The sequence below is a fragment of the Thioalkalicoccus limnaeus genome, assembly GCF_041197575.1.
GTDB classification, from domain to species: domain Bacteria; phylum Pseudomonadota; class Gammaproteobacteria; order Chromatiales; family Chromatiaceae; genus Thioalkalicoccus; species Thioalkalicoccus limnaeus.
Map to the genome: position 1 here is coordinate 176,118 of NZ_JBDKXB010000004.1, position 26,977 is coordinate 203,094.

Annotated in this window: 25 protein-coding genes; 17 read left to right on the forward strand and 8 right to left on the reverse strand. The window is 65.3% G+C overall.

What is annotated here, in order from left to right:
- Positions 1-227: 227 nt before the first annotated feature.
- From tatA to ABC977_RS05085, 5 genes are all read left to right on the forward strand, one after another.
- On the forward strand, positions 228-536 hold the full coding sequence (gene tatA / locus ABC977_RS05065) for a Sec-independent protein translocase subunit TatA (RefSeq protein WP_369666155.1): 309 nt from the start codon (positions 228-230) through the stop codon (positions 534-536).
- A gap of 28 nt (positions 537-564) precedes the next feature.
- Entirely contained in the window at positions 565-903 is a 339-nt protein-coding gene (gene tatB, locus ABC977_RS05070) for a Sec-independent protein translocase protein TatB (protein ID WP_369666156.1), read from the forward strand.
- A gap of 244 nt (positions 904-1,147) precedes the next feature.
- Positions 1,148-2,254 (forward strand): twin-arginine translocase subunit TatC, encoded by a 1,107-nt coding sequence (gene tatC / locus ABC977_RS05075; protein ID WP_369666157.1) that lies wholly within the window; start codon positions 1,148-1,150, stop codon positions 2,252-2,254.
- Positions 2,255-2,422: 168 nt separating this feature from the next.
- Positions 2,423-3,403 carry a LysR family transcriptional regulator gene (locus tag ABC977_RS05080; RefSeq protein WP_369666158.1) on the forward strand — a complete coding sequence of 327 codons (981 nt, stop codon included), beginning with the start codon at positions 2,423-2,425 and terminating at the stop codon, positions 3,401-3,403.
- Positions 3,384-4,619, forward strand: coding sequence for an exo-beta-N-acetylmuramidase NamZ family protein (locus ABC977_RS05085; RefSeq protein WP_369666159.1), 1,236 nt, complete (start codon positions 3,384-3,386; stop codon positions 4,617-4,619). The genes ABC977_RS05080 and ABC977_RS05085 overlap by 20 nt, the downstream gene beginning before the upstream one ends.
- A 60-nt stretch (positions 4,620-4,679) precedes the next feature.
- Here ABC977_RS05085 and ABC977_RS05090 read toward each other — a convergent pair whose 3' ends face one another.
- Complete coding sequence (locus tag ABC977_RS05090; RefSeq protein WP_369666160.1) at positions 4,680-5,312, reverse strand: MlaC/ttg2D family ABC transporter substrate-binding protein; 633 nt, start codon at positions 5,310-5,312, stop codon at positions 4,680-4,682.
- Between the two features lie 493 nt (positions 5,313-5,805).
- Between ABC977_RS05090 and ABC977_RS05095 the strand changes: the two genes are divergently transcribed.
- The 5 genes from ABC977_RS05095 (at position 5,806) to ABC977_RS05115 (ending at position 12,520) form a co-directional block, all read left to right on the forward strand.
- Positions 5,806-6,831: a helix-turn-helix domain-containing protein gene (locus ABC977_RS05095; protein WP_369666161.1), complete on the forward strand. Its 1,026-nt coding sequence runs from the start codon at positions 5,806-5,808 to the stop codon at positions 6,829-6,831.
- Positions 6,832-7,205: 374 nt separating this feature from the next.
- The gene (locus tag ABC977_RS05100; RefSeq protein ID WP_369666162.1) at positions 7,206-8,213 is read left to right on the forward strand and encodes a DmsE family decaheme c-type cytochrome; all 1,008 of its coding nucleotides are present in this window, start codon (positions 7,206-7,208) and stop codon (positions 8,211-8,213) included.
- Between the two features lie 68 nt (positions 8,214-8,281).
- Entirely contained in the window at positions 8,282-10,963 is a 2,682-nt protein-coding gene (locus ABC977_RS05105) for an MtrB/PioB family outer membrane beta-barrel protein (RefSeq protein ID WP_369666163.1), read from the forward strand.
- Positions 10,964-11,114: 151 nt separating this feature from the next.
- The gene (locus ABC977_RS05110) at positions 11,115-11,780 is read left to right on the forward strand and encodes a c-type cytochrome (protein WP_369666164.1); all 666 of its coding nucleotides are present in this window, start codon (positions 11,115-11,117) and stop codon (positions 11,778-11,780) included.
- Positions 11,781-11,812: 32 nt separating this feature from the next.
- Positions 11,813-12,520, forward strand: a complete 708-nt coding sequence (locus ABC977_RS05115) for a c-type cytochrome (protein ID WP_369666165.1) — start codon at positions 11,813-11,815, stop codon at positions 12,518-12,520.
- Positions 12,521-12,546: 26 nt separating this feature from the next.
- On the opposite strand, the gene ABC977_RS05120 is transcribed toward ABC977_RS05115, so the two are convergent.
- A complete protein-coding gene (locus tag ABC977_RS05120; protein WP_369666166.1) occupies positions 12,547-13,260 on the reverse strand; it encodes a 4'-phosphopantetheinyl transferase family protein in 714 nt (237 codons plus the stop codon).
- 209 nt (positions 13,261-13,469) lie between these two features.
- Between ABC977_RS05120 and ABC977_RS05125 the strand changes: the two genes are divergently transcribed.
- Both ABC977_RS05125 and ABC977_RS05130 read left to right on the forward strand, forming a co-directional pair.
- On the forward strand, positions 13,470-15,821 hold the full coding sequence (locus ABC977_RS05125) for a Tex family protein (RefSeq protein WP_369666167.1): 2,352 nt from the start codon (positions 13,470-13,472) through the stop codon (positions 15,819-15,821).
- A complete protein-coding gene (locus ABC977_RS05130; protein ID WP_369666168.1) occupies positions 15,818-16,222 on the forward strand; it encodes a DUF2750 domain-containing protein in 405 nt (134 codons plus the stop codon). Before ABC977_RS05125 ends, ABC977_RS05130 begins: the two co-directional genes overlap by 4 nt.
- Before the next feature lie 321 nt (positions 16,223-16,543).
- Here ABC977_RS05130 and ABC977_RS05135 read toward each other — a convergent pair whose 3' ends face one another.
- From ABC977_RS05135 to ABC977_RS05150, 4 genes are all read right to left on the reverse strand, one after another.
- Entirely contained in the window at positions 16,544-17,443 is a 900-nt protein-coding gene (locus ABC977_RS05135) for a metallophosphoesterase family protein (RefSeq protein WP_369666169.1), read from the reverse strand.
- Between the two features lie 23 nt (positions 17,444-17,466).
- Positions 17,467-18,099: a YqiA/YcfP family alpha/beta fold hydrolase gene (locus tag ABC977_RS05140; RefSeq protein ID WP_369666170.1), complete on the reverse strand. Its 633-nt coding sequence runs from the start codon at positions 18,097-18,099 to the stop codon at positions 17,467-17,469.
- A complete protein-coding gene (locus ABC977_RS05145) occupies positions 18,071-18,577 on the reverse strand; it encodes a L,D-transpeptidase family protein (RefSeq protein WP_369666171.1) in 507 nt (168 codons plus the stop codon). Before ABC977_RS05145 ends, ABC977_RS05140 begins: the two co-directional genes overlap by 29 nt.
- 208 nt (positions 18,578-18,785) lie before the next feature.
- Positions 18,786-20,768 (reverse strand): hydantoinase/oxoprolinase family protein, encoded by a 1,983-nt coding sequence (locus ABC977_RS05150; protein WP_369666172.1) that lies wholly within the window; start codon positions 20,766-20,768, stop codon positions 18,786-18,788.
- Between the two features lie 47 nt (positions 20,769-20,815).
- Here ABC977_RS05150 and ABC977_RS05155 point away from each other — a divergent pair, with 47 nt between their 5' ends.
- A complete protein-coding gene (locus tag ABC977_RS05155; protein ID WP_369666173.1) occupies positions 20,816-21,745 on the forward strand; it encodes an ABC transporter ATP-binding protein in 930 nt (309 codons plus the stop codon).
- A 204-nt stretch (positions 21,746-21,949) separates the two neighbouring features.
- Here the strand turns inward: ABC977_RS05155 and ABC977_RS05160 are convergent, their stop codons facing one another.
- Both ABC977_RS05160 and ABC977_RS05165 read right to left on the reverse strand, forming a co-directional pair.
- Complete coding sequence (locus ABC977_RS05160) at positions 21,950-22,519, reverse strand: Uma2 family endonuclease (protein ID WP_369666174.1); 570 nt, start codon at positions 22,517-22,519, stop codon at positions 21,950-21,952.
- A 195-nt stretch (positions 22,520-22,714) separates the two neighbouring features.
- Positions 22,715-22,954: a hypothetical protein gene (locus tag ABC977_RS05165; protein WP_369666175.1), complete on the reverse strand. Its 240-nt coding sequence runs from the start codon at positions 22,952-22,954 to the stop codon at positions 22,715-22,717.
- A gap of 225 nt (positions 22,955-23,179) precedes the next feature.
- Between ABC977_RS05165 and ABC977_RS05170 the strand changes: the two genes are divergently transcribed.
- The 4 genes from ABC977_RS05170 (at position 23,180) to ABC977_RS05185 (ending at position 26,950) form a co-directional block, all read left to right on the forward strand.
- The gene (locus tag ABC977_RS05170) at positions 23,180-23,449 is read left to right on the forward strand and encodes a P-loop NTPase family protein (RefSeq protein ID WP_369666176.1); all 270 of its coding nucleotides are present in this window, start codon (positions 23,180-23,182) and stop codon (positions 23,447-23,449) included.
- A gap of 111 nt (positions 23,450-23,560) precedes the next feature.
- Positions 23,561-24,139 (forward strand): Uma2 family endonuclease, encoded by a 579-nt coding sequence (locus ABC977_RS05175; RefSeq protein ID WP_369666177.1) that lies wholly within the window; start codon positions 23,561-23,563, stop codon positions 24,137-24,139.
- Positions 24,140-24,764: 625 nt separating this feature from the next.
- Positions 24,765-25,565, forward strand: coding sequence for an ABC transporter permease subunit (locus ABC977_RS05180; protein WP_369666178.1), 801 nt, complete (start codon positions 24,765-24,767; stop codon positions 25,563-25,565).
- On the forward strand, positions 25,562-26,950 hold the full coding sequence (locus ABC977_RS05185) for a GldG family protein (protein WP_369666179.1): 1,389 nt from the start codon (positions 25,562-25,564) through the stop codon (positions 26,948-26,950). The genes ABC977_RS05180 and ABC977_RS05185 overlap by 4 nt, the downstream gene beginning before the upstream one ends.
- Positions 26,951-26,977: the final 27 nt, after the last annotated feature.

A 26,977-nucleotide genomic window follows, 5' to 3' on the forward strand; every position in this document is an offset into this window, starting at 1 on the left:
CCTCGCGCGCCCAGATCGGGCGGCCCGCCCGGCGCGGGAAGGCCCCGTGTCGGTTCTCCGACTGTTCTGCTCTTTCGTGCGCCTTGGGATATGATGGGGCGGCTGTTGGTGGCGGGGCGTTGTTCGAGGCCGGGATGGATCGGCCTACCCAACCCCGGCTGCCGTTCAACCTTGTCTACTAAATGAACGCGTAAAGGCTTCCCGCAGAGGAAGGTCTGGAGGAGAACATGGGAGTCGGTGGTATCAGTATCTGGCAGCTCTTGATCATCCTCTTGATTGTGCTGCTGTTGTTCGGGACCAAGCGGCTTAAGAACATCGGTACCGATCTCGGTAACGCCGTCAAGGGCTTCCGCGGTGCGCTGTCGGACGCGGAAAAGCGCGACGAGGAGGCCGAGAAGCGTGAGGCCGAGCGGGCTGGCGAGACCGCCGACGTTGAGGCGACGGTCCAGCAGCGCACTGGCGAAGCCCCGTCGGGGACTGATCAGAGCGTCAAGCAGGGCGCTGACCGGGGCAAGGAACCGGCGCCCAAGGTCTGAGGCCGGACCACGGCGGCGAGCCTCGTCTATGTTCGACATCAGTTTCTTCGAACTCTTGATCATCATGGTCGTGGCCTTGATCGTGATCGGTCCCGAGCGTCTGCCGCGCGTTGCCCGGCACGCGGGGCGTTGGGTCGGCCGGGCGCGCCGGTCCCTGACGCGGATCAAGGAGGAGATCGATCGGGAATTGCGTGCCGAGGAGCTCAAGGAGATCCTGCGCAAGCAGGGCGACGCGAAGGCGCTCGAACGGCTCCTCGACCCGCCGGCGAAACCAGGGCAGACGGAGGCACGAGAGCGCACCGCGGGAGGGGGCGATGCGGCGCTGCCGAAGGATGATACCGGTCGGGATCGGCGCGGCGATTCTTGATGCTCGATCACGGCGCCGGCGATTGAACCGGCGCGGTTCCGGACCGGGTGATCGCGAGGACGAGGCGATGGAATGCGACTCTGGCAGCCTACCAGTTCGCGGGTGTCACCACGAATTCCGCGCAACCCGTTTCCAGCCCTGACGCTATTCGAGAACACCAGGACACCCATGACCCGGACCGGAGACGCGTCCGGTCAGGGTTTCCACATCAGAATGATCCGAACTGGAGCCTGAGCGACGCGCGATGTCCTCGCCAACGAATCCGAACGATCCCGGGGCCGAGCAGCCATTCATTTCTCACCTGATCGAGATGCGCGATCGCCTGATTCGCATGGTGATCGCGGTCGTTGTGGTGTTCTTGCTCCTGTTCCCCTTCGCGAACGACATTTATGGGTTCGTGTCGGCCCCGATCATCGCGAAACTCCCGGACGGGGCGAGCATGATCGCCACCCAGGTCGCGTCCCCTTTCCTGACCCCGTTCAAGCTGGCCTTGGTCTCGGCGATCTTCGTCGCGATGCCCTACCTGCTCTATCAGCTGTGGGCCTTTGTCGCGCCAGGCCTCTACCAGCACGAGAGACGGTTGGCCATTCCGCTGTTGATCAGCAGCATCCTCTTGTTTTATCTGGGTATGCTCTTTGCCTATTTTGTGGTCTTCCCGCTGATCTTCGCCTTCTTCGCGGCCGTGACGCCGACCGGCGTCACCCAGATGCCGGACATCGCCTTCTACCTGGATTTCGTTCTCAAGCTCTTTTTTGCCTTCGGCTTCGCGTTCGAGATTCCGATCGCGACGATCCTGCTGGTCGCCATCGGCGCCACGACGCCGGAGCAGCTCGTACGGTACCGACCCTACGTCATCGTCGGTGCCTTCGTCATCGGCATGCTGTTGACGCCGCCTGATGTCATCTCCCAGACCCTGCTGGCGATCCCAGTTTGGCTTCTTTACGAATTGGGCATCATCTTTTCGCGTTTCGTCCGCCGGCACCGCAATGTCTCGGAGGTCGATGGGGATCCGGAGCCGGCATCGCCTGAGGTCATGGCGCGCGGCGCATCGGCCGCGAGCGAAACAGTCGTTGGGCGGGAGCTTGCCGGTAGCGAGTTCCACGCGCCTGGTCGTTTCGAGCCCATGACCGATGAGCAGATGGAGGCCGAGCTCGACGCGATCGAGGCCGAAGAGCTGGCACGCAAGCGGGCGGAAAAGGTCGCCGGTAAGTTGCGCGAGGTCCAGGATCTGCGCCTCTCGGGTGGAGACCGGCGGCAGATCCGGACCTTGCTCTACGAAGTTCTGATCGACGGCGATGCCGACCAGCGCCGGGTCGCGCAGAATATCCTCGACCAACTCGATCGTCTTTGACTGGGAGTCAGCCGGGGGTGGCTTGCCGTCGATCGCGAGGGTCGAGTCCGCTGGCCTCGACACGCAGCCCGGATTGGCTGCGTCGGATGGCGCTGTCCAGCACCAAAGCGGACACGGGTCATGCTTTTGGATTATTATTGGCGCGATCAATCCAGAAGGCGGACAGATATGGCCCCAGCGAGCCTCCAGATTCACTATAAGCAAAACCGGCTCAAGCAGTTGCGAGCCTTCTGTCATGCGGCCCGCACCGGCAGCGTGAGCGCAGCGGCCGAGAAGATCTTCCTCAGTCAGCCAACGGTGTCCTTGCAGATCCAGGCCCTGGAGCGCGAGTTCGACACCATCCTGTTCGAGCGCCGTGGCCCCAAGATCAAGCTGACGCCCGAGGGGGACCTCTTGTTTCAGCTTGCCGAGCCGTTGGTCGAAGGGATGGACAAGCTCCATGAGACTTTTGCGACCCAGTGCGGGCGGGTCGATCAGGGTGTGCTCAACGTCGCGGCCGGGGAGTCGACGATCCTCTATGTGCTTCCGGGTCCGGTGCAGCAGTTCGCCGAGCAATATCCCGGGATCGATCTGAAGCTGCATAACGTGACGGGTCGCGACGGGCTCGCGATGCTGCGTGCCGACACCGTCGACTTGGCCGTCGGATCGATGCTCGAGGTGCCCGACGACATCACCTACCGGCCGGTCGTGACCTTTCGACCGACGCTGATCACGCCGCTGGGACATCCGTTGGCCGAGAAGGAAGAGGTCAGCCTCGAGGACATCGCGCCATACGGCCTGATTCTGCCACCGCGGCACCTCAGCACCTGGCGGATCGTGGACCTGGTCTTCAAACAGCACAACCTCGGCTATCGCGTCACGCTCGAGGCCGGTGGCTGGGAGGTCATCAAGAAGTACGTCGAATTGGGATTGGGTATCTCGATCGTCACCGACGTCTGTCTGACCGGCGAAGAGTCCCTCGCGCGGATCCCTCTCGACCGTTACTTCCCGAAACGCAGCTACGGCATCGTGCTGCGCCGCGGCAAATTCCTGTCTCCGCAGGCCAAGAGCTTTCTCAAGGTCCTCGAGGCCAATTTTCCGGAGCGTGACCCCGAGCCACAGAGGCCGTCGGTCGGCGACGCCGACTGGGATGACACGCAGCTTGGCTGACCCGGCGCCGATTCGACTCGGGATCGATCGCCTGCTGGGCGAGGCCGATCTGCAGCGCCCCTTGCGCGGTCGGCGCCTGGCGTTGCTTGGCCATCCGGCGTCCCTGACCGGGGCCGGTCGTCACAGCCTGGACGCGCTGCACGATGGTCCGGACCTCGAAGTGTTCGCGGCCTTCGGCCCGCAACACGGAATGCGCGGCGACAAGCAAGACAATATGATCGAGACGGCCGATTATCTGGATCCGCGCTACCGGATCCCGGTTTTCAGCCTCTATGGCGAGGTGCGTTACCCAACGGCCGAGATGCTGGCCAGCTTCGATGTGTTGCTGGTCGACCTCCAGGACATCGGTACCCGGATCTATACCTACCTGACGACCCTGACCTATCTGCTGACAGCCTGCGCCGCGGCCGGGCGCAGCCTGTGGGTGCTGGACCGGCCGAATCCCGCCGGGCGCCCGATCGAGGGGAGCCTGCTCGAGCCGGGATGGGAGAGTTTCGTCGGTGCCGGACCGCTGCCGATGCGCCATGGGCTGACGCTTGGCGAGATCGCCCGCTGGTTCGTCGCCGAGCGTCGCCTGGACCTGGATCTGCGTGTAATCGAGATGGGCGGCTACCAGCCCGACCAACCGCCGGGTTGGGGTTGGCCGGTCGGCGAATTGTCCTGGATCAACCCGAGCCCGAACGCAGCGACGCCGAACATGGCGCGCTGTTTCCCCGGGACCGTGTTGCTCGAGGGCACGACTCTGTCCGAAGGGCGGGGCACCACGCGGCCTTTGGAGTTGTTCGGCGCGCCGGATCTGGCGATCGAACCCCTTCTGAGCCGCATGCATTCGCTTGCGCCGAACTGGTTGGAGGGCGCCTCGCTCAGGCCGTGCTGGTTCGAGCCGACCTTTCACAAGCACGCAGGGCACCTGTGCGCCGGTCTACAGATCCACACCGATAATCGTTATTACGAGCACCACCGGTTCCGTCCCTATCGGCTGATGGCCCTGTTCTTGAAAGCGGTTCGCTGCGAGCACCCCGATTATCCGCTATGGCGTCACTTCCCCTACGAATACGAGACCGAGCGTCTGGCGATCGATCTGCTCGCCGGAGGGCCTTTCCTGCGCGAGTGGATCGAGGATGCACACGCCGCGCCCGATGACCTCGAGCGTCGGCTCGCCCCCGACGAGGCTCGTTGGCGCGAGATCACGGATGAATTCCGGCTCTATCGCTGACGGGTGGCGGCGTCGGGGTACCGCGGCGAGGCTCGGGCCCGGTCGCCGTTCTCGTCGGGCTCACGAGCCTTGCCGCTCCAGGTTGCGATCGGCGAGGTCTGCGATCAGGCCATCGATACCGCGCTCGCGTGCCAGGCGCACGAAGCTCGAGCGGTAGTTTGCGAGCAGGCTGACCCCTTCGATCGATACATCATAGGCCAGCCAGCGTTCACCGCGCCGCACCATCCGGTAATCAACGGCCGTCGGCTGGCCACCGCGGCGCAGGATGCGGGTGCGCACGATGGCATTGCGCGCGTCGGGATCGAGGCTCATCGGCAGGTACTGGATCTCCCACTCGCTGAGCTCATTGACCGCGGCGGCATAGCTGCGGATCAGCATGTGCTTGAATTCCTCGCCGAACGCCTCGCGTTGCGCGGGACTGGCCTCGCGCCAGACGGGGCCGAGCACGAGCGCCGATACCCGTTCGAAGTCGACATGCGGCAGAAAGCGTTCGTCGACGAGGCGGTAGACGTATTCCGGGTCGCGCTCGATGAGTTGGCGGTCTTCGCGCAGTACGCGCATCAGTTCGTCCGAGACCTTCTCGACGACCTGTTGCGGTGCGGTCAGTGGCTGCGTTGCTGCGGGCCCCGGAAGCCAAATCAAGGCCAGCAATATCAGTAGCGGAATCGATCGGCGGGACGTTGGGCTTGTCATCAGTGTAGGTGTCTCCAGGGTGGTGTTTGTCCCCAAAGGAGGTGGGGACCTGTAGAAGCCGTTCCAAAGTTCGGCATGCCGGTGGTGATTGAATCACTTCGCTTGGCCATGGGTCGACCCCCGTGGTCGTGCTCCAACCTCTCCGTCGGCGCGATCGGGCCGACCAGTCTCAGCCGCTGTCTCGTTGCTGCGGGCACCAGGTTCCCTTTTTCGTGGAATGGATCGAGCGAGCGGCAACGAGACGATCAGCGAACCGCACGACGACTAGCCCCTTTCGAGTTGCGCATTCACCTGGCCAGCGTTGACAAATGTCATTGACGACCGCGTTGTCCATCGGGGTTGACAGGGTCGACTATTCACACAATCATAAAAAGGCTTCAACAATCAAACGCACACCGCAAAAGGGGGGATAGCCGTGCTGTCATCGCTTGCCAGTCCCCTGACGTGGGACGCGTTTAACAGAAACGACCCGATTACGGCCGAAGGTCAATCGTTGGTCGACGCCCTGGACCGATCGATCCAGGGTTCCGGGGTTCTTGGGGTCGCGAGCGATTTCGATCCCAGCCTGACGAGCCAAGAGATCGGCCGGGTCGAGGTCGTCTGGTTCCGAGGTGGTCCACAGGCGGCCCGATGTCGGGCCGCCGGGGGCACAGCCGAATTGACCGCCGTGGTCTTGCTCGCGGGGCGCGCGCGCCTGACTCAGGCCGATCGCGTGGCCGAGTTGGAGGAGGGCGATCTTTGTCTGATTCGGACCCACCGTCCACTCGAGTTGTCGTGGTCCAGTGGGGCCGAGATGGCGCTGGTCAAGGTTCCGGAGCAGGAGTTTGCCGACAGCTTTCCATCCTGGCGGCTTGCGGTCGGGCGACGGATCGCGTCCGATGGCGGGGTCCCCGCGGTTTTTCTCGACGCGGTCCGCTCACTGCAGCGCTGGCGCGAGACCTTGGATGCCCCCAGCGTCGAGGGCTTGGCCAATGCATTGATCGATCTGCTCGGCGCCGTGATCTGCTTTGCGGTGCCGGCGAGTTCCGATTGCGTCGTTCGGTCGCTGTACCACCGCGAACGCGTCAAGCGGTTCGCGCGGATGCATCTGCGCAATCCCGAGCTCGACGTGGAGCTGATCGCGAACGGGGTCAATCTCTCCTCCCGGCAGATCCATCGCCTGTTCGCGAATGAACCCATGTCGCTGATGCGTTGGATCTGGGTTCAACGCCTGGAGAGCTGTCACCGCGAATTGCGCGACGCGGCGTCGGCAAGACGTTCGATCAGCGAGATCGCGTACGCCTGGGGCTTCAATAACCATGCGCACTTCAGCCGGGCCTTTCGCCGACACTTCGGGATCTCGCCCCGCGAGGCTCGCGGGCAAGGTCGGGGCGACGGCTCATGCGCGGTAATGGCTGATGCAGCCGCCTGCGGAGCGCCAGTAGGCTGGGCCGAGGGATCAACCTCGGCATCGAGAGCCGAACCATCCACCGCGATGTCGCTGTCAGGCAATACACCCGTCACGCAAAGACAATACTGAAGCGGCCATCTTTGGCACACTGACAGCGTGCTTGAAGCCGTGTCCGATGGGCCGGGTCAAGGTCACGATCAGGGCCGCGGCGGTTCGACGTCTGCCGGGCGAGAACAACAAAGACAACAAACAAGAAAGATAACCAAAGGGGGACTGCTCGCCGTGCGTGAGCTCGGCGGGTGTCTGGTCGAGGGTTTGGGCCTTGCGCGACCCGTGTCGGGTCGCCGGGTCATTTGTCTCCGGCCGCCTGTCTTTTTTCAAGGCTTTTCGATGAATCGCTGGGCAGTTGCCGGCGACGGGGCTTGTCCCTGTGTCGCGATTGGGCTGTCTGTTGTTAGGTCAACCAACCTCCAAGGGGGGATCGCTAGCCAATGACAAGCCAGATGAAAGCCGCCGGTGCCTACCGCGGTCCTTGGATTCTGTTCATCCTTGCCCTCGCGGCGATCGTCACGGTGTCCTGCACGCCCGACAACCAGCAGCGGGCCTCGGTGGCGGCTGCCGATGGCACGCCGACGAGCGTGGCCGATTATCGGCCGGCCACCTATATTGGCGAGCAGGCCTGCCTCGAGTGCCACGAGCATGCTGGGGAGCATTACTCCTATACGCTGCATTCGCGGACCTTCAAGCTGAATCCGCGCAACCAGGTCGAGGCCGCGGTCTGCGAGGCCTGCCACGGTCCGGGATCTCTGCACGCCGAGGAGACCTGGGACAGGGATCTGATCATCGGCTACACGCGTCACTGGGATACGCCGGTCGCGAAGCAGAACGCCCAGTGTTTGAGTTGCCATCAGGGCGGGGAACGTCTGCACTGGGTCAGCTCGACCCATGACAATAACCAGATCGCGTGCAGCGATTGCCACAACCCGATGTCGAAGTTCGCGCTTGCGGGGGGGGACCTGAAGAAGCGGGGCATCAGCGAAACCTGCTATACCTGCCACACGCAGCAGCGCGCCGAGTTCATGCGGCGTTCGCACATGCCATTGCCCGAGGGCAAGATGAGCTGCGTCGACTGCCACAACCCGCATGGTTCGACGACTCAGCCGCTGCTCAAGGCCGATAGCGTCAACGAGGTCTGCTACGCCTGTCACGCCGAGAAGCGCGGCCCCTTCCTATGGGAGCATGCGCCGGTCCGCGAAAGCTGCACGAATTGCCATCAGCCGCACGGTTCGAATCACGACAAGCTGCTCGTCACCGCTCGGCCCTTCCTGTGCCAGCAATGCCACAATTCCGGCGGCCATCCGGCGAACCTGTATCGCGCCAACCAGACGGCGGCGGCGGGCCTGTTGCCCGGTGGCCAGCCGGCCCGGCAGGTCATAGGACGTTCGTGCCAGAACTGCCACACGCAGGTTCACGGTAGCAACCATCCAGCCGGTGCGAGGTGGCAGCGATGAGCCCTGTTTGCGATGAACCCAACCGTTTCACGGGTCGATTCCCCGTGTCGCCGTCGAGGTCTGCCGCGATGACCACTACCTTTCGACTGACGCTCCTGAGCTGTTGCGTTGGGGCGGCATTGGCCCCCACTTCATCGGTGTCGGCCAGCACAGCACTGGGTGTCGACTCGGTGCTCGGCAATGCGCTGAACCCGGGTTACCTCAATACGCTGCGCGCACGCGACCCCGAGGGTCTCGACGCGCTACGTTACCAGCGCACCCCGACCGGCCAGCTCTACGATTGGCCCTACCTGCCGCCAGAGCAGACCGAGGCCGCCGGCTGGGTCTACTCCGGCCACATCGAGCTCGGCGGAACGGCGGTCACGGGGTCCGACAACAGTGCCTGGTTCAAGAAGTACAAGGATCTGGATTCGGGGCTGTATCTGAACAACTTTCGGGTCGATGCCCTGAGGCCCGACAGCGCCACCTTCGTCGAGGCGCAGGGCGGTGCGTTCGGGTACCGAGACCAATTCTTCGGCGTTCAGTTTGGCCGCTACAACGATTGGCGCGGCCAGGTCTTCTACAACGAGACGCCACACGTTTTCACGACCACCTACCGCTCACTGTGGAGCAGCACCGACGACAGTTACCTTCCGCTGATCAATCTGACGCCGGGCGGCAGCACTGATGCCGCGACGACCAACGCCAACATCGTCAATGAACTCATGACGGCCGATTTCGTCGAGCTTGGCATCGTTCGTCGCAAGGGCGGTCTGCGTTTCGACAAGTACCTGACCGACAATTGGCAATTGCTCGGCAGCTACTCGAAGGAAGAGCGCAAGGGGTCCCGGCCTTTCGGTGCGATCTTCGGCGCAACGCCGGGCGGGCCGAGTGTGGAGATCCCGGAGGCGATCGACTACGACACCCATGATCTGATGGCGGCGCTTCGCTATGACGACGGGCTCAACAACCTGAATCTGACCGCAACCGCCTCGCTTTTCCGCAACAACATCTCGACCCTGACCGTCGAGAATCCACTCTTCGCGCAGGTCAATACCGGGGTGCCGCCGACGACCTTTACGAGGGGCGTATATGACCTGTATCCGGATAATGATTATTACAACGTCAAAGGAGAATACGCCCGTTCGCTGCCGGATTTCTACAGCGGGCGTTTCACCGCGGTGGCCTCGTTCAGCCGGATGAGCCAGGACGACAGTTTGCTCCCACCGACCAGTTTCGATCTCGTCGGCGGCGCGATCAACGGGATCCCAACGGACAACGTTTGGAACACGCCAGCCGCGTTGACCCGACAATCCGCCGACGCCCAGATCGATACCATGCTGTTCGACGTCGGGTTGGTGCTGAAGCCAATCGACAAGCTCGATGTCAGGGGCCGGATCCGTTACTACGAGACCGACAACTCGACCGAGTATTGGGCCTGCAACCCATTGACCGGTCAGTGGGGCCGGCTGACCAACGATGGTGCTGGAAACAGCTTCGTCAGCAATCCGGAATTCCTTTCGGTTGGCTGCAACATCGCGGCGGCCCGGGCGCTGGGCATCGTGCCGAACAGCGGTGCCATCCCGATCCGCAACACACCATTCGACTATAGCCAGCTCAACTATGTCCTGGGCGGTGATTACCAGTTGACGCGGGCCTCGAGCATCAATGCGACATTGGAGCGCGAGGAGTACCGACGGGATCATCGCGAGCGTGACAAGACCTGGGAGAACATGCTGAAGCTCGGTTACGTCAATCGAGGTTTCGAGTTTGGCACCCTGCGCCTGTCCGCCGAGTACGGCGAGCGACGTGGCGATCGCTATAACGTCATTGATCTCACCGAATCGGTCAGCGCCAGCATGGGGCCGGAGCCCGTGACCGGGAACGTCAACAACTGGCTGCACAGTGGCAACGATCTGCGCAAGTACGACATCGCTGATCGCAACCAACTCGTCCTCAATGGGCGCCTGAACCTGATCGCGGCCGAGGCCTTGGATATCGGTCTGGGACTGCAATACAAAGACAGCGAGTACCCGGATTCCCCGATCGGCCGCACCGACAACCGTCGTTTGGCCAGTGCCAACCTGGACGTCAATTATCAGCCGACGCACCGGCTCGGTCTCTACGGCTTCTATGCCTACCAAGAGGGGCGTTTGCAGCAGGTCGGACGGAACGGCGGGGCCTGTGTCATCGGCCAAACCTACTATTTCTTCAGTAATGGGGTCGTCAATACGACCGGAGAGGCGCCGGCTGGGACCACCCTGCTGTCGGCGGTACCGGTCGGCGCCACCAATTGGCGTGACCTGTGTGCGAACGGTCAGGATAACCCGCGTTGGCCGATCGGCAACCAGTGGGAAGTCGAATCGAAGGATACCAACCACGTGATAGGGGTTGGGGGCCAATACGATCTCGGTTGGGCGCGGTTGCAGATGGATTACTCGTATGCGACCGGCGTGACCAAGATCAACCAGCAGTTCAATCCGAATACCACCGGGGCAAACTTCACGGCTGATCAGCTCGCGTTGATCGGCACTGGGATGCCGGACATGGAAGCGAATCAGCACTTCCTCGATCTCAGCCTGCTGGTGCCGGTCTCGAAGACGGTAGCGATCCGGGCGCTGTACCGCTACGAGCAAGGGACGATCAAGGATTGGCACTATGATGGCGTGTACGATAATCCCGTTCCAGCTGCCCAGCACGTCTATTTGGATAGCGGGACCCAAAACTATCACAACAATGTGGTCGGTCTCTTCGTGAACGTGGCCTTCTAGGCCATGCGAGGGTCGTTCCTGGCGACCGGTGCGTGAACACCGGTTGTCGGGTCCGGCGGGATTGGCACCGGCTGGCCGACGCCATGGGGCCAAGCCGAACGCCCTTCCGGTGACTGGGCCGATCAATACCCGAGTTTGGAGGATAGAAAGCGTGCAAACCCTTGCTCATTCCGGGAGTGGGCGCGCGATCGCCGCGCGACCCGCTCCGCATCGCCCCCGCGCCCAGGTCGTCGTCGGCGCGCTGTTGGTCGCGATCGCAATGCTGGCGCCGCCGCCGACGCTGGCTCGCGACGCGGTCGAGATCATCAATAGCCTCTGCGTCGCCTGTCATGGTCTCGACGGGAATCCGCCGGCGACGGCCTTCCCGAGATTGGGCGGTCTCCAGGCGGAGTATATCGAGAAGCAATTGCTGGAATATGCACGGGGCGAGCGCCAGAACCCCAGTATGCAACCGTTCGCCGAAGGCCTGTCGCGCATCGAGATGCGCGCCCTCGCAGCCCATTACAGCACGCAACGGCCGGGCCCCGGGGTCGTCACCAACCCGCAGCTCGTGGAAAGGGGCCGTCAGGTCTACCATGAAGGCAACCGAGAGACCGGCCTGCCGGCGTGCGCCGGATGTCATAGGCCGGATGGCACCGGCACTCCTCGCTCGGTGTTTCTCGCTGGTCAGAACGCGCCCTATGTGTTCGACCAGATGAGATTGTTCGCAAACGAGGAACGCACGAACGATCGAGGTCGGTTGATGCGCACGGTCGCGGCGCGCATGACCGAGGAGGAGATGCGGGCAGTAGCCGAATACATCGCCAGTATGCGTTGATCGGCTCGACCGTTAAGCGGAGCACACAAGAGATGATTCAAGTCTACAAGAAGCAATTGTTGTGGTTGGCGGTTCTCGTGCCGATGGTCATGACCACGCTGGCCGTTGCGGAGCGGCCGAAGCAGCCGCGCGCGCCTGGCATCGAGTCACCGGACTACGTCTGGAACGAAATGCGCGGTGAGATGCTGCAAGCGCTCAGGGCGACCGGTGACCCGATTCGCGGAGAGATCTCGTTCGATGTCTGTGCCGGCTGCCACGGCTTCGGTGCCGAAGGCGAGGATGACGGGTCCTATCCCCGGCTGGCCGGACAACACGCGTCGGTGCTGATCAAGCAGATGACCGACGTGCGGGCCGGGCGGCGCGACAATCCAAAGATGTATCCGTTCGCCGCGGACCATGTGATCACGACACAGGAGGTCGCGGACATCGCGGTCTTCCTCGCGGCCTTGCCGGTCACGCCGGACAATGGCAAGGGTCCTGGTTCGGATCTCGCGCGCGGCGAGGAACTGTACCGGCAGGACTGCGAGAGCTGTCACGGGGCCATCGGCCAGGGAAGCGGGGCGAAGTTCTATCCGCGGGTCTCGGGACAGCACTACGAGTACTTGCTGCGCGAGGCCAGGATGATCCGCGACGGTGAACGGCGCAACGCCAACCCGGAGATGGTCGAGGTGATCGAGGACTATTCGGACGCGGATCTGGCCATCGTCTCGGACTTCATGTCGCGCCTGCCGCTCGAATGAGCTAACGCGGCACCCGCCCGCACGGGTTAACCCTCTGTGCCCTCGGCGTCATCCCGGAGCATCAGGGTCAGCCAGGCTCGTCGCGGTGGTAATCCGATCCGCGCCACCGCGGCGACATAGCCGGCAGCCGGGATCAGATGACGGATCGTCGGGGCCGGCGCCGTCGCCGGCCGGGAGCGGAAGAGACCGCGCCCGTCGGCCTTGACGTCGGCCTCGAGCGCGGTCCAGGCCAGGTGGAAGAGCTGGATTCGCTCATCCGGGCCGGCGGCTTCGATCGCGGCGGCAATCGACGGCTCGAACAGGCGTCGGGCGATGGCATCGAGTGTGGTTCGCGTCCGCAACCGTTCGCAATCGACACCGAGCGGTTCGTGCCGGCCAACGCCGATCAGCGTTAGGCCCTCGGTCGTCGACAGATTGAATTCGAGTCCGCCGGGTTGGTCCGCGACGAAAGGCTTGCCATTGTTCGCGCGGGCGATGACGAGATCGCGCGGATGATGCCCGAGATAGCCGGACAGGATGCGCCTCAACCCGATCTGGGTGTGCAGATAGCGGTTGCGAACCTCGGGGTTGCGCATCGCGTCGGCCCGCTGCCGCTGCTCCGGGCTCAGCCAGTCCAGGCCGCGACGGGGTGCGGCGTCGCCTCGATCGGTGGCCAGATACCACAGGTGCAGCCCGTCGGCGGCCAGCGCCGGCGGCTCGCTCACGGTCTGCCAGGTCACCACCGTCGGTGTCGGGTACATCTCTGATCCCCCTCTGATCCCTTGTGCATGGCGCCGACCGGCGCGCCTCACCCAGGCCGCTGGCCACGCTCGTGGCCCCTCCTCGGGGCAATGGAGCACGGAGAACCGCGTCGCGGCCCTCCCGACCCAGGCCCGCCGCTTGTCGCCTCCAGTGGTCGCCAATACACTGTCGCGGTCCCTTTCTCCCATCCAAGACGACTCAGGATCCGATGATCAGCATCACCGAAACCATCAGCCGCGAACTCGCGGTCCGCGCCGCGCAGGTCGACGCGGCGATTCGGCTGCTCGACGAGGGGGCGACCGTGCCCTTTATCGCACGTTACCGCAAGGAGGTCACCGATGGGCTCGATGACGCGCAGCTGCGGCACCTCGACGAGCGGCTCGGCTATCTGCGCGAATTGGCGGAGCGGCGCGCGACGGTGCTCAAGAGTATCGCCGAACAGGGGCGGCTGACCGATTCGCTGCGCGCCGAGATCGAGGCTGCCGAGTCCAAGCAGCGGCTCGAGGACCTCTATCTCCCGTACAAGCCGAAGCGCCGGACCAAGGCCCAGATCGCCCGCGAGGCCGGCCTGGAACCCTTGGCCAGCATGCTGCTCGGGGATCCGGCCCGCGATCCCGAGGGTGCCGCCGGCGGGTTCGTCGATCCCGCGAAGGGCGTGCCCGATGTCGCCGCCGCGCTCGAGGGCGCGCGTCAGATCCTGATGGAGCGCTTCGCCGAGGATCCGGAGCTGACCGGTCGGCTGCGCGAGTACCTGTGGGAACAGGGGCGCTTGGTTGCCGCCGTGGTCCCGGGCAAGGAGCAGGAAGGGGCCAAGTTCTCGGACTACTTCGATTACCGTGAAGCGATCGCGCGGATCCCGTCGCACCGGGCGTTGGCGCTGTTTCGCGGGCGCAACCTGGGGGTGTTGACGCTGGAGCTGATCGCCGGCGACGGGGATGACCCGGAGGCGGTCTGCCGCCAGATGATCGCGACCCATTTCGGCGTTGCCCAGCGCGGCCGCCCGGCTGATGCCTGGCTCGCCGAGACGGTACGCAAGGCCTGGCGCGTCAAACTGCTGACCCGCCTCGACTTGGATCTGAAGGGCCGTCTGCTCGAGGCCGCCGAGGACGAGGCGATCCGCGTCTTCGGCCGCAACCTGAAGGCCCTGCTGTTGGCGGCGCCGGCCGGCCGGTTGCCGACGATCGGGCTCGATCCGGCCCTGCGTACCGGGGTCAAGGTCGCCGTTGTCGATGGCACCGGCCGGGTCGCGGCGACCGCGACCCTCTATCCCCATGCGCCGAGGAACCAATGGGACGCGGCGATCGCGGCATTGGCCGAGCTCGCCCGGACCCACGGCGTCAAGCTGATCAGCATCGGCAACGGCACGGCGTCGCGCGAGACCGACCGTCTGGTCCGCGACCTGATCCGCCGGCACCCGGAGTTGGGTCTGCGGTCGCTGATCGTCAACGAAGCCGGTGCCTCCGTCTATTCGGCCTCGGCGCTGGCCTCGCACGAGCTGCCGGAGCTCGATGTGTCGCTGCGTGGTGCCGTGTCGATCGCCCGCCGGCTCCAGGATCCGCTCGCCGAACTGGTCAAGATCGAGCCCAAGGCGATCGGCGTCGGCCAGTACCAGCACGACGTGAACCAGTCGCAGCTCGCGCGCACGCTCGATGCCGTCGTCGAGGATTGCGTCAACGCCGTCGGTGTCGATCTGAACACCGCCTCGGTGCCCTTGCTGAGCCAGGTGTCGGGATTGAACAGGACGATCGCCGAGAACATCGTCCGCCGCCGCGAGGAGCAGGGCGCCTTCGCGAATCGCGCGGCACTGAAGGGGGTGCCGCGGCTCGGTGACAAGACCTTCCAGCTGTGTGCCGGGTTCCTCCGCGTCCCGGATGGCGACGAGCCACTCGACGCCTCCGCCGTGCACCCGGAGGCCTATCCGGTCGTGCGGCGGATCCTCGCAACGACGAACAAGGGGCTCCGCGAGCTGATCGGCGACAGCGCGACGCTCCGGCGGCTCGATCCGGCCGCGTTCACCGACGACCGGTTCGGCCTGCCGACGGTGCGCGACATTCTCGCCGAGCTCGAAAAACCCGGCCGCGATCCGCGCCCCGAGTTCAAGACCGCGGCCTTTCTCGACGGCGTCGAGACGCTGGCCGACCTGAAGCCCGGCATGGTCCTCGAAGGGACCGTGACCAATGTGACGAACTTCGGCGCCTTCGTCGATGTCGGCGTCCACCAGGACGGGCTCGTTCACATCTCGGCGCTCGCCGAGCGCTTCGTCAAGGATCCGCACGAGGTCGTCAAGTCCGGCGATCTGGTCCGGGTCAAGGTGCTCGAAGTCGATCAGGCGCGACGGCGCATCGCGCTGACGATGCGGCTCGCCGATCGTCCGGAACCGGCCCAGCCGGAGCGACCCGGCGAACCGGGCCAGGCCGCACCGCGGCGCGGTCAGAGGCCGGACCAGCCCCAGGCCGCCGCGCCCCGAGCCGGGCGGAACGACCGGCGCGCCCAGACTCCATCCCCATCCCCGGCGGCCGGCACGATGGCGGCGGCCTTCGCCAAGGCGCGCAAGACATGAGCTATCCTCTCGACGACGCGGAACGCTTGCGGGTCCTGGCCCTGTCCGCGGACGGCCAGTATCAGGATTTCATCGAACGTGCGCTGGCCAATGGCGAGGTCTGGACCCTGAAAGGACCCGGCGGCTTCGTCGCCTACCGGGGCGACGACGGCGAGCCCTGCTTTCCCTTCTGGCCGCATCCGGATTACGCGCGGGCGCTGGCCACCGACGATTGGTCCGATTGCGTACCCGAGCCGCTGTCGCTCGACCTCTTCATGGGCCGCTGGTTGCCGGGCATGGAACGCGACGGGCGCAAGGTCGCCGTCTTTCCGACCCCCGTCGGCCAGGGACTGATCGCCGAGCCACGGGACCTGCTGAACGACCTGATCGCGGCCCGTGGTCGACCGGATCTCGCCGTTTAGGCAACTCCCGCGAGATAAAACACCATCTTGGTCAACTGATGCGCGGCGATCTTGGTTAACTGGTGCGCGGTGTAGGTGCGGCTTCAGCCGCAACCCGATCCAGCCAGACGGCCACGGCTGTGGCCTTCGTGCGGCCGAAGCCACCCCCAGCGTGCCCGACATGGGCATGGACTTGTTACCCAGGGAACCGTCGGGTTAGCGCAGCGTACCCCCGACATCGGGAGTGCGAGTCGTACCGCTCATTTGTGAACCGTTCTCCGCGTCGAAACAAAGCCACGGATGCACACGGCGGAAGGACCAAATGACCGATAAATCGACACATTAGCCCAGGGATAGGCCTTTGGAGAACTCGTCGGTGCGCCCATGGCGGGAACTCAGATCGGTACGCGGGACCTGGTCGACCGGAGCGACCGGTTCGTCCGGCTGGCGCGGGGGCGTTGCGTCCTCGGGTATGTCGTCGATCATCATGTCTTGCGTATCGTGACCCTCGAGGTTGCGCACACGAACTGCGAGATGTTTGCCGTCCCAGCGCAGCTCGTTGAAGCTCGGAGGTGTCGAGCGCAGGCGCCGGGACAAGGTCCCGGCGCCAATCATGCGGACCGGCCCGTGCACCGTTTCCTGCGTGAGGTCGAAGGCGTCGTGGACATGGCCCGAGAGCACGGCGAGCACGTTCCGCTTGGCCAATTCCGCCATGGCTTTCTCGCCGTGCTTGGTCAGCGCCGTGCCCCGCGTGCCCGCTTCTCGCAGGGGATGGTGGGCCGCCACCAGCGCGCGTGTGCCGTCCGGCAGCGCATCGAGCGCGGCGAGGCATTGCTCCAGCGCGGCATGGGTCACCCAGCCCTTCGACCAGTTCAGGCGCGGCTGCCAGCGGGCCACGGTCTTGAGCGGCACGATGGCAAGCCCGGGTAACTCGATCTCCACCTCGACCTTGTCCTCGATGGCCCGTATCCGCTTGTAAGGATCGAAAAAGCGCTCGACCGGGTTGAAATAGGGCAAGTCGTGATTGCCCACCTCGACCGTGATCGGGACATCCAGCAAGCGGATCCAGGCGCATGCGGCATCGAATTCGTGGTGCCTCGCGCGCATCGTGAGATCGCCCGTGATCGCCACGGCGTCGGGACGCTTGTCGGCAATTTCTTGCTTCACCCAGTCGAGCGCACGACGGTCCTCGAGCCCGAAATGGATATCGCTCAGGTGAAAAAGCAGGTAGGGATCATGCATCGGCAGGCCTCGCGGCTGGCGGTTCATGAACGGGTCTGTTCGGCCATCACCGCGATGGCTTCATCGAGATGCTGGAAGGCGTGGTCGCCGCCGTCGAAGATCATCAGACGTGCGCAACCTCGGTAGAGGTCCCGCGCGATCCGGTAGTCGATGAGCTCGTCGCCGCGATCCAGAAACAGGGTCGTCGGTGTGCGAGGTCCGCGGCACGGGTCGGGCAGACCGTAGCGGCGGGTGGCCTCGATCATCGCCGGCGTGATCGCGTAGGTGTCGCCGTCCGCCGTCGTCAGAACCGTGCCCTGGACATCGGCGAGCAGGTCCCATGGCGTCAAGGCCGGGTTGATCAGGAACAGGTGCGCGATGCGGTATCGAGTGGCTAGGAACTGGCCGTAGAAGCCGCCCATCGAGCTACCGACCAGGATGAAGGATGCCGGATCCGTGTGTTCTGACAGTTTGTCGAGATAGCCGCTCAAGAGCCGGATCGCCTCGTCCGGCCGATGGGCCGGATAGTCTGGGGCCAGGACCGGAATCGGCGCGAGCCGCTCGCGCAATCGCGTCGCCTTCTGCGACCGACCGGAGCTGTTCAAGCCGTGCAGATACAGGAAGGTCGCGTGCCCGTCGGCGGTCGGTTCAGGGTCGGATCTCGATCGGTGTGCCATTGCGGGTCGCCTTCCAAATCTCGTCGATCGCCGAATCCGACACCGCGATACAGCCGCGCGTCCAATCCTCGCTGCGCAGGATCTCTTGCAGTTCGCGGTGCGCATTGGAACGCGGCTGCCCATGAATCATGATCATGCCGCCTGGGTCGTTGCCCTCCCGCGCCGCGTTCAGCCGGTCCTCTTCGTTCGGATAGCTTATGTGGATCGAGCGGTAGAAGTTGTTCGAATACTGCCGCCAGTTCAGATAATACCGGCCCTCCGGCGTGCGGCCGTCACCCTTTTGCTCTTTGTGCCCCTCGGGTGCGAAACCGAGCGATATCGGATAGGACCGGAACGGCCGGTCGTCCTTGAGCAGATAAAGGCGCCGTTTCGATTTCTCGACGACGACCAGATCCGCCATCAGGCGTTCGTAGGCCGACGCGAGCACCAGCATCTGTTCGAGATCCGGTTCCGGCTCGGGCATCGGCTCTTTGGCCATCCTGGGAAACACTGACATGGCCGAACTTGATGACGGCAGGAGTAGGGCCAATAGGAGCAGGGATATCAGTACGCGAACGGACATGAACTCATCGCCTTAGTGGGCGGTAAATGAAGCATATTCTAGCGAACGGGGAGGGTTCGGGCCACTCGCTCCAAGCGATGGGGTGAATCCCGTCGCAGACCCCGTCGTCAGCGGCTGCTCGCCGTCAGGAGCTGGTTGCCCGCTCCAGGTGCAGGTTCCCGATCGGGTCGCGCCAGGCGGTCCAGCCCGGGGCCAGCCAGGTGGTCGCATGCGTGTCGACGATGATCGCGGGGCCGGGCAGGCGGCTGCCGCCCTCGCCGACCTGGAGGCGTTCGAGGACAGGCACGGGCCGGGCGAACCCTGGGATCCGCGCCAATTCGAAGGAGGCGCCCGAACGGAGGGTCGGCATGCTCGGTGCGGAACCGGTCAGGTCAAGCCCTTGTCCAGGGGCCATCACGCGTACCCGCAGATCGACCAGTTCGACGGGCAGGTCCAGCCGGTGCCCATAGCGGGCCTCGTGCGCGTCGTGGAAGGCCGCCGCCGTGGCCGTGCGCCCCTGCCATGCGAGGGCGAGCGTATAGGATTGGCCGCGATACCTCAGCTCGACGCCCCGCGCAACCGTCAGCGCCGACCGCGGTTGCCCTTCGGCCTCCAATGCGGCGATCCCGTCGGCGGCGAGCGCGGCGAACTGCGCTCCGATCTCGTCGTCGGTGCGCGCCATCAGGTCGCCGAGCGAGGTTCGCGACAAGACACGTCCGGGGCGGGCAACCAGCATCCCAAGGGCAGATAGCACGCCAGCTTGCACCGGCACCAGCGCGCGGGTCATGCCTAGCGCATCGGCCAAAGCGCAGACGTGCAGCCCACCGGCGCCGCCGAAGCAGGTCAGCGTGAAGTCTCGGGGGTCCCGGCCGCGCTGCACCGAGATCACGCGCAGCGCGCGGGCCATGTGCTCGTTGGCGACCGCGATGATGCCCGCAGCCGTCTCCTCCAACGACAGCCCCATCGCCGTGGCGAGCCGGCCGACGGCGGCCCGCGCGGCGTCGGTCGCGAGTCGCATCCGGCCGCCGAGGAAGGCCTCAGGCCGCAGCCGGCCGAGCACCAGATTGGCGTCCGTGACGGTCGGTTCGCGGCCACCGCGGCCATAGCAGGCCGGCCCGGGATCCGCGCCGGCCGATTCGGGGCCGACCAGCAGCGCACCGCCGGCATCGAGCCGCGCGATCGAGCCGCCGCCGGCACCGATCGTGTGCATGTCGACCATCGGCACCGCGACCGGATAGCCGCCAATGCGCCCGAGTCGTGTCAAGGGGGGCTCGCCGTCGATCAAGGCGACATCGGTCGAGGTACCGCCCATGTCGAAGGTCAGGAGCCGGTCGCAACCGGCCAGCCGGCCGACGAAACCAGCACCGACGAGACCGCCGGCCGGCCCCGACAGCAGCAGGCGCACGGTTTGGTGCGCGGTCTGATCGGCCGCGACCAGATCCCCGCTGCTCTGCATGACGGCGATCCGCGTCCCCGGCAGGGCCTGCCCGAGCCGCCCCAGATAGCGGCCGACCAGCGGTCCGACCCAGGCATTGAGCCAGGTGGCCAGGCCCCGCTCGTATTCGCCGCAGACCGGTAGAACCTCGGCCGAACGGGACACGAAGAGTCCGGCCGGCAAGGCCGCCGCGATCGCCCGCTCGGCGCGGTCGTCGAGATAGGAGAAGAGCAGATTGATCGCGACCGCCTCGGGGGCGAGCCGTTCGACGGCGACGACGAGCGCGCGGATATCCGCGTCGGTCAGGGGCTCGATCCAGCGGCCGTCCGCGGCGAGCCGGCCGCCGGTCTCGAGGCACAGATCGGCCGGCACCGGCGCTTGTCGGGGCAGCGGTTGCAGCTCGTAAAGATCGGTGCGTGCCTGGCGGCCGATCGTCAACAGATCGCCGAACCCTCGGTTGGTCACGAACGCCGTGCGCACCCCTTTGCCTTCGAGGACCGCATTGGTCGCGACCGTCGACCCATGGACGATGCGCAGCCCGGCCGGATCGAGTCCCAGCTCGGCGAGCCCCTCGAGGATCGCCCGTTCTGGAGCCGCCGGTGTCGAGAGCACCTTGTGCACGCGCACCTGCCCGTCCCGCCAGAGCACGAAATCGGTGAAGGTGCCCCCGGTATCGATGCCGATCACTGCCACCTTTTGCCCTCGTCGCCAAACCCAGGCGTATATTGTATCGTCCGCCCATGATGGATGAAGTCATCCGTGTCGAACAGCTGGCCCGCGACTATCGTGGGCGACCGGCCTTGGCCGATGTCTCCTTCGCGCTGGCACGCGGCGTCGTGTTGGGCCTGCTCGGTGCGAACGGGGCCGGCAAGACCACCTGCTTGCAGATCTTAAGCGGCAACCTGGCGCCGAGCGCGGGCCGCGTGACGATCCTCGGCCAGGATCTGTTGCGCGCGCCGCTGGCCGCGCGGCGCCACATCGGCTATCTGCCGGAACGGCCGCCGCTGCATCTGGACATGCGCGTCGATGAGTACCTGACCTACTGCGCGCGGCTGCGCCGCATGCCGCGGGCCGCGGTGGCGCCAGCGCTGGCGCGGGTCAAGCGCCGCTGCGGGTTGGAGGGCGTCGGCGGGCGCCTGCTCGGGCGTCTGTCGAAAGGCTACCGACAGCGCACCGGTCTGGCGCAGGCCATCCTGCACGAGCCAGCGCTCGTGCTGCTCGACGAACCCACCGATGGGTTGGATCCAGTTCAGATCCGCGAGGTCCGCGATCTGATTCGCGATCTCGGCGCGAACCACACGCTGGTGCTCTCGAGCCACCAGCTCCCGGAGGTGCAGGCCGTCTGCGATCAGGTCCTGATCCTGAAGCAGGGTCGCGTGGTCCATGCGGGACGGCTCGGAGACACGGCGCCGGACGGACGCTGGTACCGGGTCGGCGTGGCGCCGGACCCCGGCGGCTCAGCGCTCGAACCCCTGCCGGCGGTCGCTTGCGCCGAGCTGGATCCCGCCGGCGGCTACCGGGTCCGGCTCCAGACCGGCGTCGAGCCGGCCGAACTGGTGCGCCAAATCGTCGGCGCCGGCTGGGGCCTTCACGAGCTGACGCCGGAACGCACCGACCTCGAGCAGGTCTTCCTCGCCAGCATGGGTCGCGAGGCGGGCGATCAAGCCTGATCCGTATCGATCGGCTCCGACGCCGAGTGTCAGGCTGTCGCCGAAGGCCAGGATCACGGCTTCGTCAGAGAGAGGCGCGAGCATCGGCCGCGAGCAAGCGGCCAGCAGCAGACACAACAGCACCGTGCCGACGGCCGAGCCTCGCCGACGCGCGCGCGACGCCGCGTGGTTGCGGCTGGCGGTCAAGTGAATCAAGTTCAAGTTTCAGTCCTCGAACACGACGTCCTCGTAGAGATCGGCGAGCGTCAGCGCCACATCGAGGTCGCCGCAGACGATCTGCAAGCCGCCGTCCTCGATGATCTCGTGGGTCCAGTGGCCCGCCGCGTCGCGGTAATAACGCTCGACGCGGCGGCTGTCCTGCGAGATCAACAGATAGTCGCGCAGTGACGGCAGCGTCCGGTACGCGATCAGCTTCTCGCGCCGGTCGATGATCTCGGTCGCGGGTGAAAGCACCTCGGCGATCAGACAGGGTGTCGTCTTGTTGAGCGATTCACGGTCGCTCGGATCGCAGGTCACGAGCACGTCTGGATAATAGAAGGAGTCGTGCGCGGTGATCCGCACCTTCATGTCGCTGACGAAGACGCCACACGGCGTACCGCGGATCGCTCCACGCAGGTGGAAGAACAGATTACCGGCGATCCGGCTGTGCCTCTCGCCGGCGCCGGCCATCATGAAGGTCTGGCCGGCGACGTATTCGTGGCGACTCTCACTGCCGAGCTCGCCTTGCAGGTAGGTATCGATTCTGACGGGAAAGACGGTCGCGGTCTGGCTCATCCGGGTCAGGCTCCACTGGGGCTTCGCGGAACGCTCCACCAGCCTACAGGCTCGACAGCGTCGTGCAAGAGGCGAAAGGCCAGGGTCAACGCGCGAACCTCCGGCCTGGAGGCAGGCAGGAAGCGCCCACTTCCTCGGCCCGCGCATCCGCGACGGCATACCGCACCGAGCGTCCGATGACGCCGCAGATCGCCGCTACGTCGCGGCCGATACCTTCGCCGGAGACTTGCGCGCCGTCGATGTCGGATAGACCGAGACCGCCCGAGAGCGCCCGCCGCGGTTCAGGTACCCCATCAGCGCCAACAGGCAGGTGGCTTTGCCGGTCTGGCGCGGGGCATGCCGCAGGAAGTAATCCTGACGCGCGATCCGCAACAGCCGTTCGTCGAGATCCCAGCGCCCGAGCGGCGGTACCAGAGAGTGCAGGTCGGCACGCACAGGTCCTCCGGGGGTGGCGCGGCTCGGGTGTCCGCCTAGCACCGACCGGGGCCGGGTCAGGCCGAGGGTGTGCCGGCCCCGGGCCGTGACGGCCGACCGCGGGAATCATCTTTGATCGAGGATCCGACGTCATCCCTGCACGTCATCGATCAAGCCTCTATCGGTACCAGGATGGGAGCGCTATCCGCCAAACGCACCTGAGCATCCAGTGAAGACGCTGACCGCTTGGGCAAGACCCGGCGGCAGGTACCTTATCTGATCCAAAACGGCCAACTCACGGCGCGCAAGGTGAGCGGGCTTTGGGTTATCGACAGCGCCGACCTGCCGCTCAGCGACGGCCAGCGCCAGGCGCTCGCGCGCGACGCAGCCATTCAGGCGGTGTGCAAACTGCTGCTGACGCCGACCCCTGCGGAACGTCTGGCAGAGCCGGGCACAGACCGACCCGGCATTGTCTCGGAGAAGCGAAATGCCACAAGGCCAGACCCGACCCCATAGTCTCGCATCAGCCGCACCGTTCGCGCGGTCGTCAGACCTGACACCAGCTTCCCCTTTCACCGTCTAGCGGAAACGTTAGAATGCAGGCAAACCCTTGTCAGGAGCAATCCGATGCAAAGCGCCGCCCAGCGCATGACCCGTGAGGAATATCTGGCCTTTGAAGAGACCTCGGAGATCAAGCACGAATTCTTCAATGGCGAGATCTTTGCCATGACCGGCGGAACATTTGAGCACTCCGCCATAGCAGTGCAGATTGCATCGCTTCTGAATGCCCGCCCGAGCACCAAGGGCTGCCGCCCCATGAACAGTGATATGCGCGTTCGTACGCCGTCTGGACTGGATACCTATCCCGATATATCTGTGTATTGCGGCGAGCCTCATCTGACAGATAACCGACTGACGCTGCTCAACCCGGTTCTGATCATCGAAGTCATCTCGCCAAACACTAGCAGCTATGATCGTGGCGACAAGTTCAAGCTCTATCGCAGCATCCCCACACTGAAGGATTATTTACTCGTCGACTCGCAGCAGATGTTGGTCGAGCACTTTCGCCGCACGGCCAATGAAGAATGGATTTTGCACGTCTATCAGAAACCGGAAGAGACGGTAGCGCTGGGCTCGATCGACGATTCGTTGGCGTTAGCCGACATCTATCACGGCATTCAGTTTGCCGTACCCGACGAATTTTAAGGGAGTTACGGTGATAGTGCGGCCTGGCAAGGCCGCGTGTTCTAGCGGGTGGAAGGCCCGCCTGGGTCATCGTGAGCCGCGAGCCGAGTATTGAGCCTTGTCGTGTCAAGTTAAAACCAGATCCTTGGAATCGGAACGGAGAGTAACTGTTCAGACCCCCCCCCTCGCTAGCTGTAATCTCAGTGGGTTACGGATGCAAGAACTTATGAGGTAGATGGTTTCTGCGCTCGTATCCCATTGATTTATGGTATCTGGCTGTTGCTAGCCACCGAGCCCGCCGAAAGTCGACCGAAAATAAATTCTAATAAAACAAGTAGATGCAGCCTCGAAGGGGGTCTGAACGGTTACCTATCACCACTACGCACCGGATGAGTGGTTCGAGACGGTGGTTAAGCCACGGATGAAGGTGACTCGGAACCCGCCGTCGGCAAGCATAACCGAAGCCGGGATCTGGTTGGGATCGGCGCGCGAGCCCGCGGGCCAAGTGGCGAAGCCGAGCCGTTCGGACAAGGGCGGCGTCTCGCGGACGCGGAGTGCTCGGGCAAGCAGGCCGGATCCGTGAAAAAGGGCAGGAGGATTTGGTTATCATGGCCCTTTTCCATGGCTTGGGCGGCAAGGTGACTCGATGATGACCGAACCCGGGCCGCGTTTCGAAGCGGCGGGCGCGATCGCGCGGGTCGGCTTCGGGCCGCTCGGCGCGATCGCGTGGCGCGACCTGCGCGCGGCCTTGCAGGGTCCGGCCCTGTGGATCCTGCTCGGCCTTCACCAGTTCATCCTGGGTTGGGTCCTGCTCCAGGTCCTCGAACGCTTTACCGGGATCGAGGCGACCGCGCGCGTCACCGGGCTCAGTCTCGAACTCAGCCTGAACCTGTTCTCGGTGGCGGCCCTGCTCGCGCTGTTCACGGCGCCACTGCTTGCGATGCGCAGCCTAAGCGGCGAGCGTCGCGATGGAACCTATGCGCTGCTGGCCTCGGCACCGGTGCCACTGGTCACGATCCTGCTCGGCAAGTATCTGGCGCTGTCGGCGATGATGAGCCTTCAGTTGCTGCCGCCGCTGATCCTGATCGGGCTCGTCGCGATGGTCGCCGAGTTGGACGCCGGTCTGTTGGCGGCGGGCATGCTGGGTCTGTGGCTGACACTGCTCTCGTTCGCGGCGATCGGGCTGTTCGCGTCGAGCCTGAGCCATCAGCCGGTCGCGACCGCCGTCGCCGGTTATGGGGTCTTGTTGACGCTGTCGGTGATCGGGCGGGCGCGCGGGATCGAGCCCGGCGAGGTCTCATTGTTCGAGTGGCTGTCCTGGAACGAGCACCTCTTCTGGTTCCTGAGCGGTGTCGTGCGCGTCAGCGATCTCGTCTACTTCGTGTTGCTGAGCGCCTTCTTCCTGGCGCTGGCCCACCGCCGCCTGGCGAACATGAGGCTCGCATGAGCCCCCGGCAGCTAGCTTGGCGCTCGCGCGCGGCGCGTCTGTCCCAGTCGCTCGCTGATCTGGTGTTCGTTGTGCTGTTGGCGATCGCGGTGGTCCTCGCCGGATGGCTCGTCGCGCGTCACGACCAGGCCTGGGATCTGAGCGGTGCCGGGCTCAATCGGTTGAGCGAGGAAAGCGAAGCGGTCCTCGCCCAGGTCACCGGCCCGCTGCGGATTCAGGTCTTCGTCGATCCTGGACGTCCGTTGGCTCGGTCCGTCGCGCGCCACCTGGCGCCCTTTCGCCAGGCCTTGCCGGACCTGATCCTCGAGTATCGTGATCCGCGACTGTTTCCCGAGGAGGCGCGCGCCGCGGGGGTCACGCGCATCGGCGAGATGCGCGTCGAGTACCAGGGGCGCGGCGAGACGGTCACCGAGCTGAGCGAGGCTGCCGTGACCGCCGCGATCCGGCAACTGGTCGGCGGTTCTCTCGATGCGCCACGCTGGATCGCCGTGATCGAGGGGCATGGCGAGCGGTCGCTCGCCGGCGGTGAGGGTCGCGACCTCGATCGCTTCGCGCGGGCGCTGCGCGAGCGCGGCTACCGGCTGCGTCCGCTCGATCTCGCGCTCGAGGGCGCGGTGCCAGAGAATGCCGATCTGGTGCTGTTGACGGCGCCGGCGATCGCGCCCTTCCCGGGCGAGGTCGCGCACCTGATCGACTACCTGGATCGAGGGGGCCGACTGCTCTGGCTGATGGACCCCGATCAGGCCACCGGCTTGGAACCCTTGGCCGGATACCTCGGGATCGCGACCCGACCCGGGGTCATCGTCGATGTCGCGGCCGAGGAGTTGGGCCTCGCGGGGCCTGGCGTCGCCGTGATCGCTGACTATCCCGATCATCCTCTGACGGTCGGTCTCACGCGCGCGAGCTGGATGCCGGGCGCGCTTGCGTTGAAGACCGATGTCGGGCCGGACTGGACGTTGGAGACGGCCTTGACCACGGGCCCGAACAGTTGGAACGAAACGGGGCCGTTGCGCGGCGTGCTGACGCCGGACGCGGCCCTCGGCGAGCAACGCGGTCCGCTCCCGGTCCTGCTCGCGCTGTCGCGACCGGATCCCGTGGGCGGGGCCGACCGGCAGCGCGTCGTCGTTGCCGGTGACGGCGATTTCTTGAGCAACGTGCATCTGGACGCTGGTCACCATCGTGACCTCGGGATCCGGATCGTCCACTGGCTGACGGCTCAGGATGGGCGGGTCGCGGTCGCCCGAGCGGCGCCGACGGGCCCGGCGATCGATCTGTCGACGCGCGAGCGACTTCTGATCGGTGTCGGTGCCCTGGCGGGAGCCCCGGCCCTGTTCCTGTTCGTGGGGCTGGTGGTACGTTGGCAGCGCGGACGCGACGACCCGTAGGGCGCTCGAAGGGTCGATGTCGAGTGT

What these genes read in the sequence shown, in the direction of transcription:
- tatA (WP_369666155.1), top strand. Translation starts at nt 228, where the DNA reads ATGGGAGTCGGTGGTATCAGTATCTGGCAGCTCTTGATCATCCTCTTG.
- tatB (WP_369666156.1), top strand. Translation starts at nt 565, where the DNA reads ATGTTCGACATCAGTTTCTTCGAACTCTTGATCATCATGGTCGTGGCC.
- tatC (WP_369666157.1), top strand. Translation starts at nt 1,148, where the DNA reads ATGTCCTCGCCAACGAATCCGAACGATCCCGGGGCCGAGCAGCCATTC.
- ABC977_RS05080 (WP_369666158.1), top strand. Translation starts at nt 2,423, where the DNA reads ATGGCCCCAGCGAGCCTCCAGATTCACTATAAGCAAAACCGGCTCAAG.
- ABC977_RS05085 (WP_369666159.1), top strand. Translation starts at nt 3,384, where the DNA reads ATGACACGCAGCTTGGCTGACCCGGCGCCGATTCGACTCGGGATCGAT.
- ABC977_RS05090 (WP_369666160.1), bottom strand. Translation starts at nt 5,312, where the DNA reads ATGACAAGCCCAACGTCCCGCCGATCGATTCCGCTACTGATATTGCTG.
- ABC977_RS05100 (WP_369666162.1), top strand. Translation starts at nt 7,206, where the DNA reads ATGAAAGCCGCCGGTGCCTACCGCGGTCCTTGGATTCTGTTCATCCTT.
- ABC977_RS05105 (WP_369666163.1), top strand. Translation starts at nt 8,282, where the DNA reads ATGACCACTACCTTTCGACTGACGCTCCTGAGCTGTTGCGTTGGGGCG.
- ABC977_RS05115 (WP_369666165.1), top strand. Translation starts at nt 11,813, where the DNA reads ATGATTCAAGTCTACAAGAAGCAATTGTTGTGGTTGGCGGTTCTCGTG.
- ABC977_RS05120 (WP_369666166.1), bottom strand. Translation starts at nt 13,260, where the DNA reads ATGTACCCGACACCGACGGTGGTGACCTGGCAGACCGTGAGCGAGCCG.
- ABC977_RS05125 (WP_369666167.1), top strand. Translation starts at nt 13,470, where the DNA reads ATGATCAGCATCACCGAAACCATCAGCCGCGAACTCGCGGTCCGCGCC.
- ABC977_RS05130 (WP_369666168.1), top strand. Translation starts at nt 15,818, where the DNA reads ATGAGCTATCCTCTCGACGACGCGGAACGCTTGCGGGTCCTGGCCCTG.
- ABC977_RS05135 (WP_369666169.1), bottom strand. Translation starts at nt 17,443, where the DNA reads ATGCATGATCCCTACCTGCTTTTTCACCTGAGCGATATCCATTTCGGG.
- ABC977_RS05140 (WP_369666170.1), bottom strand. Translation starts at nt 18,099, where the DNA reads ATGGCACACCGATCGAGATCCGACCCTGAACCGACCGCCGACGGGCAC.
- ABC977_RS05145 (WP_369666171.1), bottom strand. Translation starts at nt 18,577, where the DNA reads ATGGCCAAAGAGCCGATGCCCGAGCCGGAACCGGATCTCGAACAGATG.
- ABC977_RS05155 (WP_369666173.1), top strand. Translation starts at nt 20,816, where the DNA reads ATGATGGATGAAGTCATCCGTGTCGAACAGCTGGCCCGCGACTATCGT.
- ABC977_RS05160 (WP_369666174.1), bottom strand. Translation starts at nt 22,519, where the DNA reads ATGAGCCAGACCGCGACCGTCTTTCCCGTCAGAATCGATACCTACCTG.
- ABC977_RS05175 (WP_369666177.1), top strand. Translation starts at nt 23,561, where the DNA reads ATGCAAAGCGCCGCCCAGCGCATGACCCGTGAGGAATATCTGGCCTTT.
- ABC977_RS05180 (WP_369666178.1), top strand. Translation starts at nt 24,765, where the DNA reads ATGATGACCGAACCCGGGCCGCGTTTCGAAGCGGCGGGCGCGATCGCG.
- ABC977_RS05185 (WP_369666179.1), top strand. Translation starts at nt 25,562, where the DNA reads ATGAGCCCCCGGCAGCTAGCTTGGCGCTCGCGCGCGGCGCGTCTGTCC.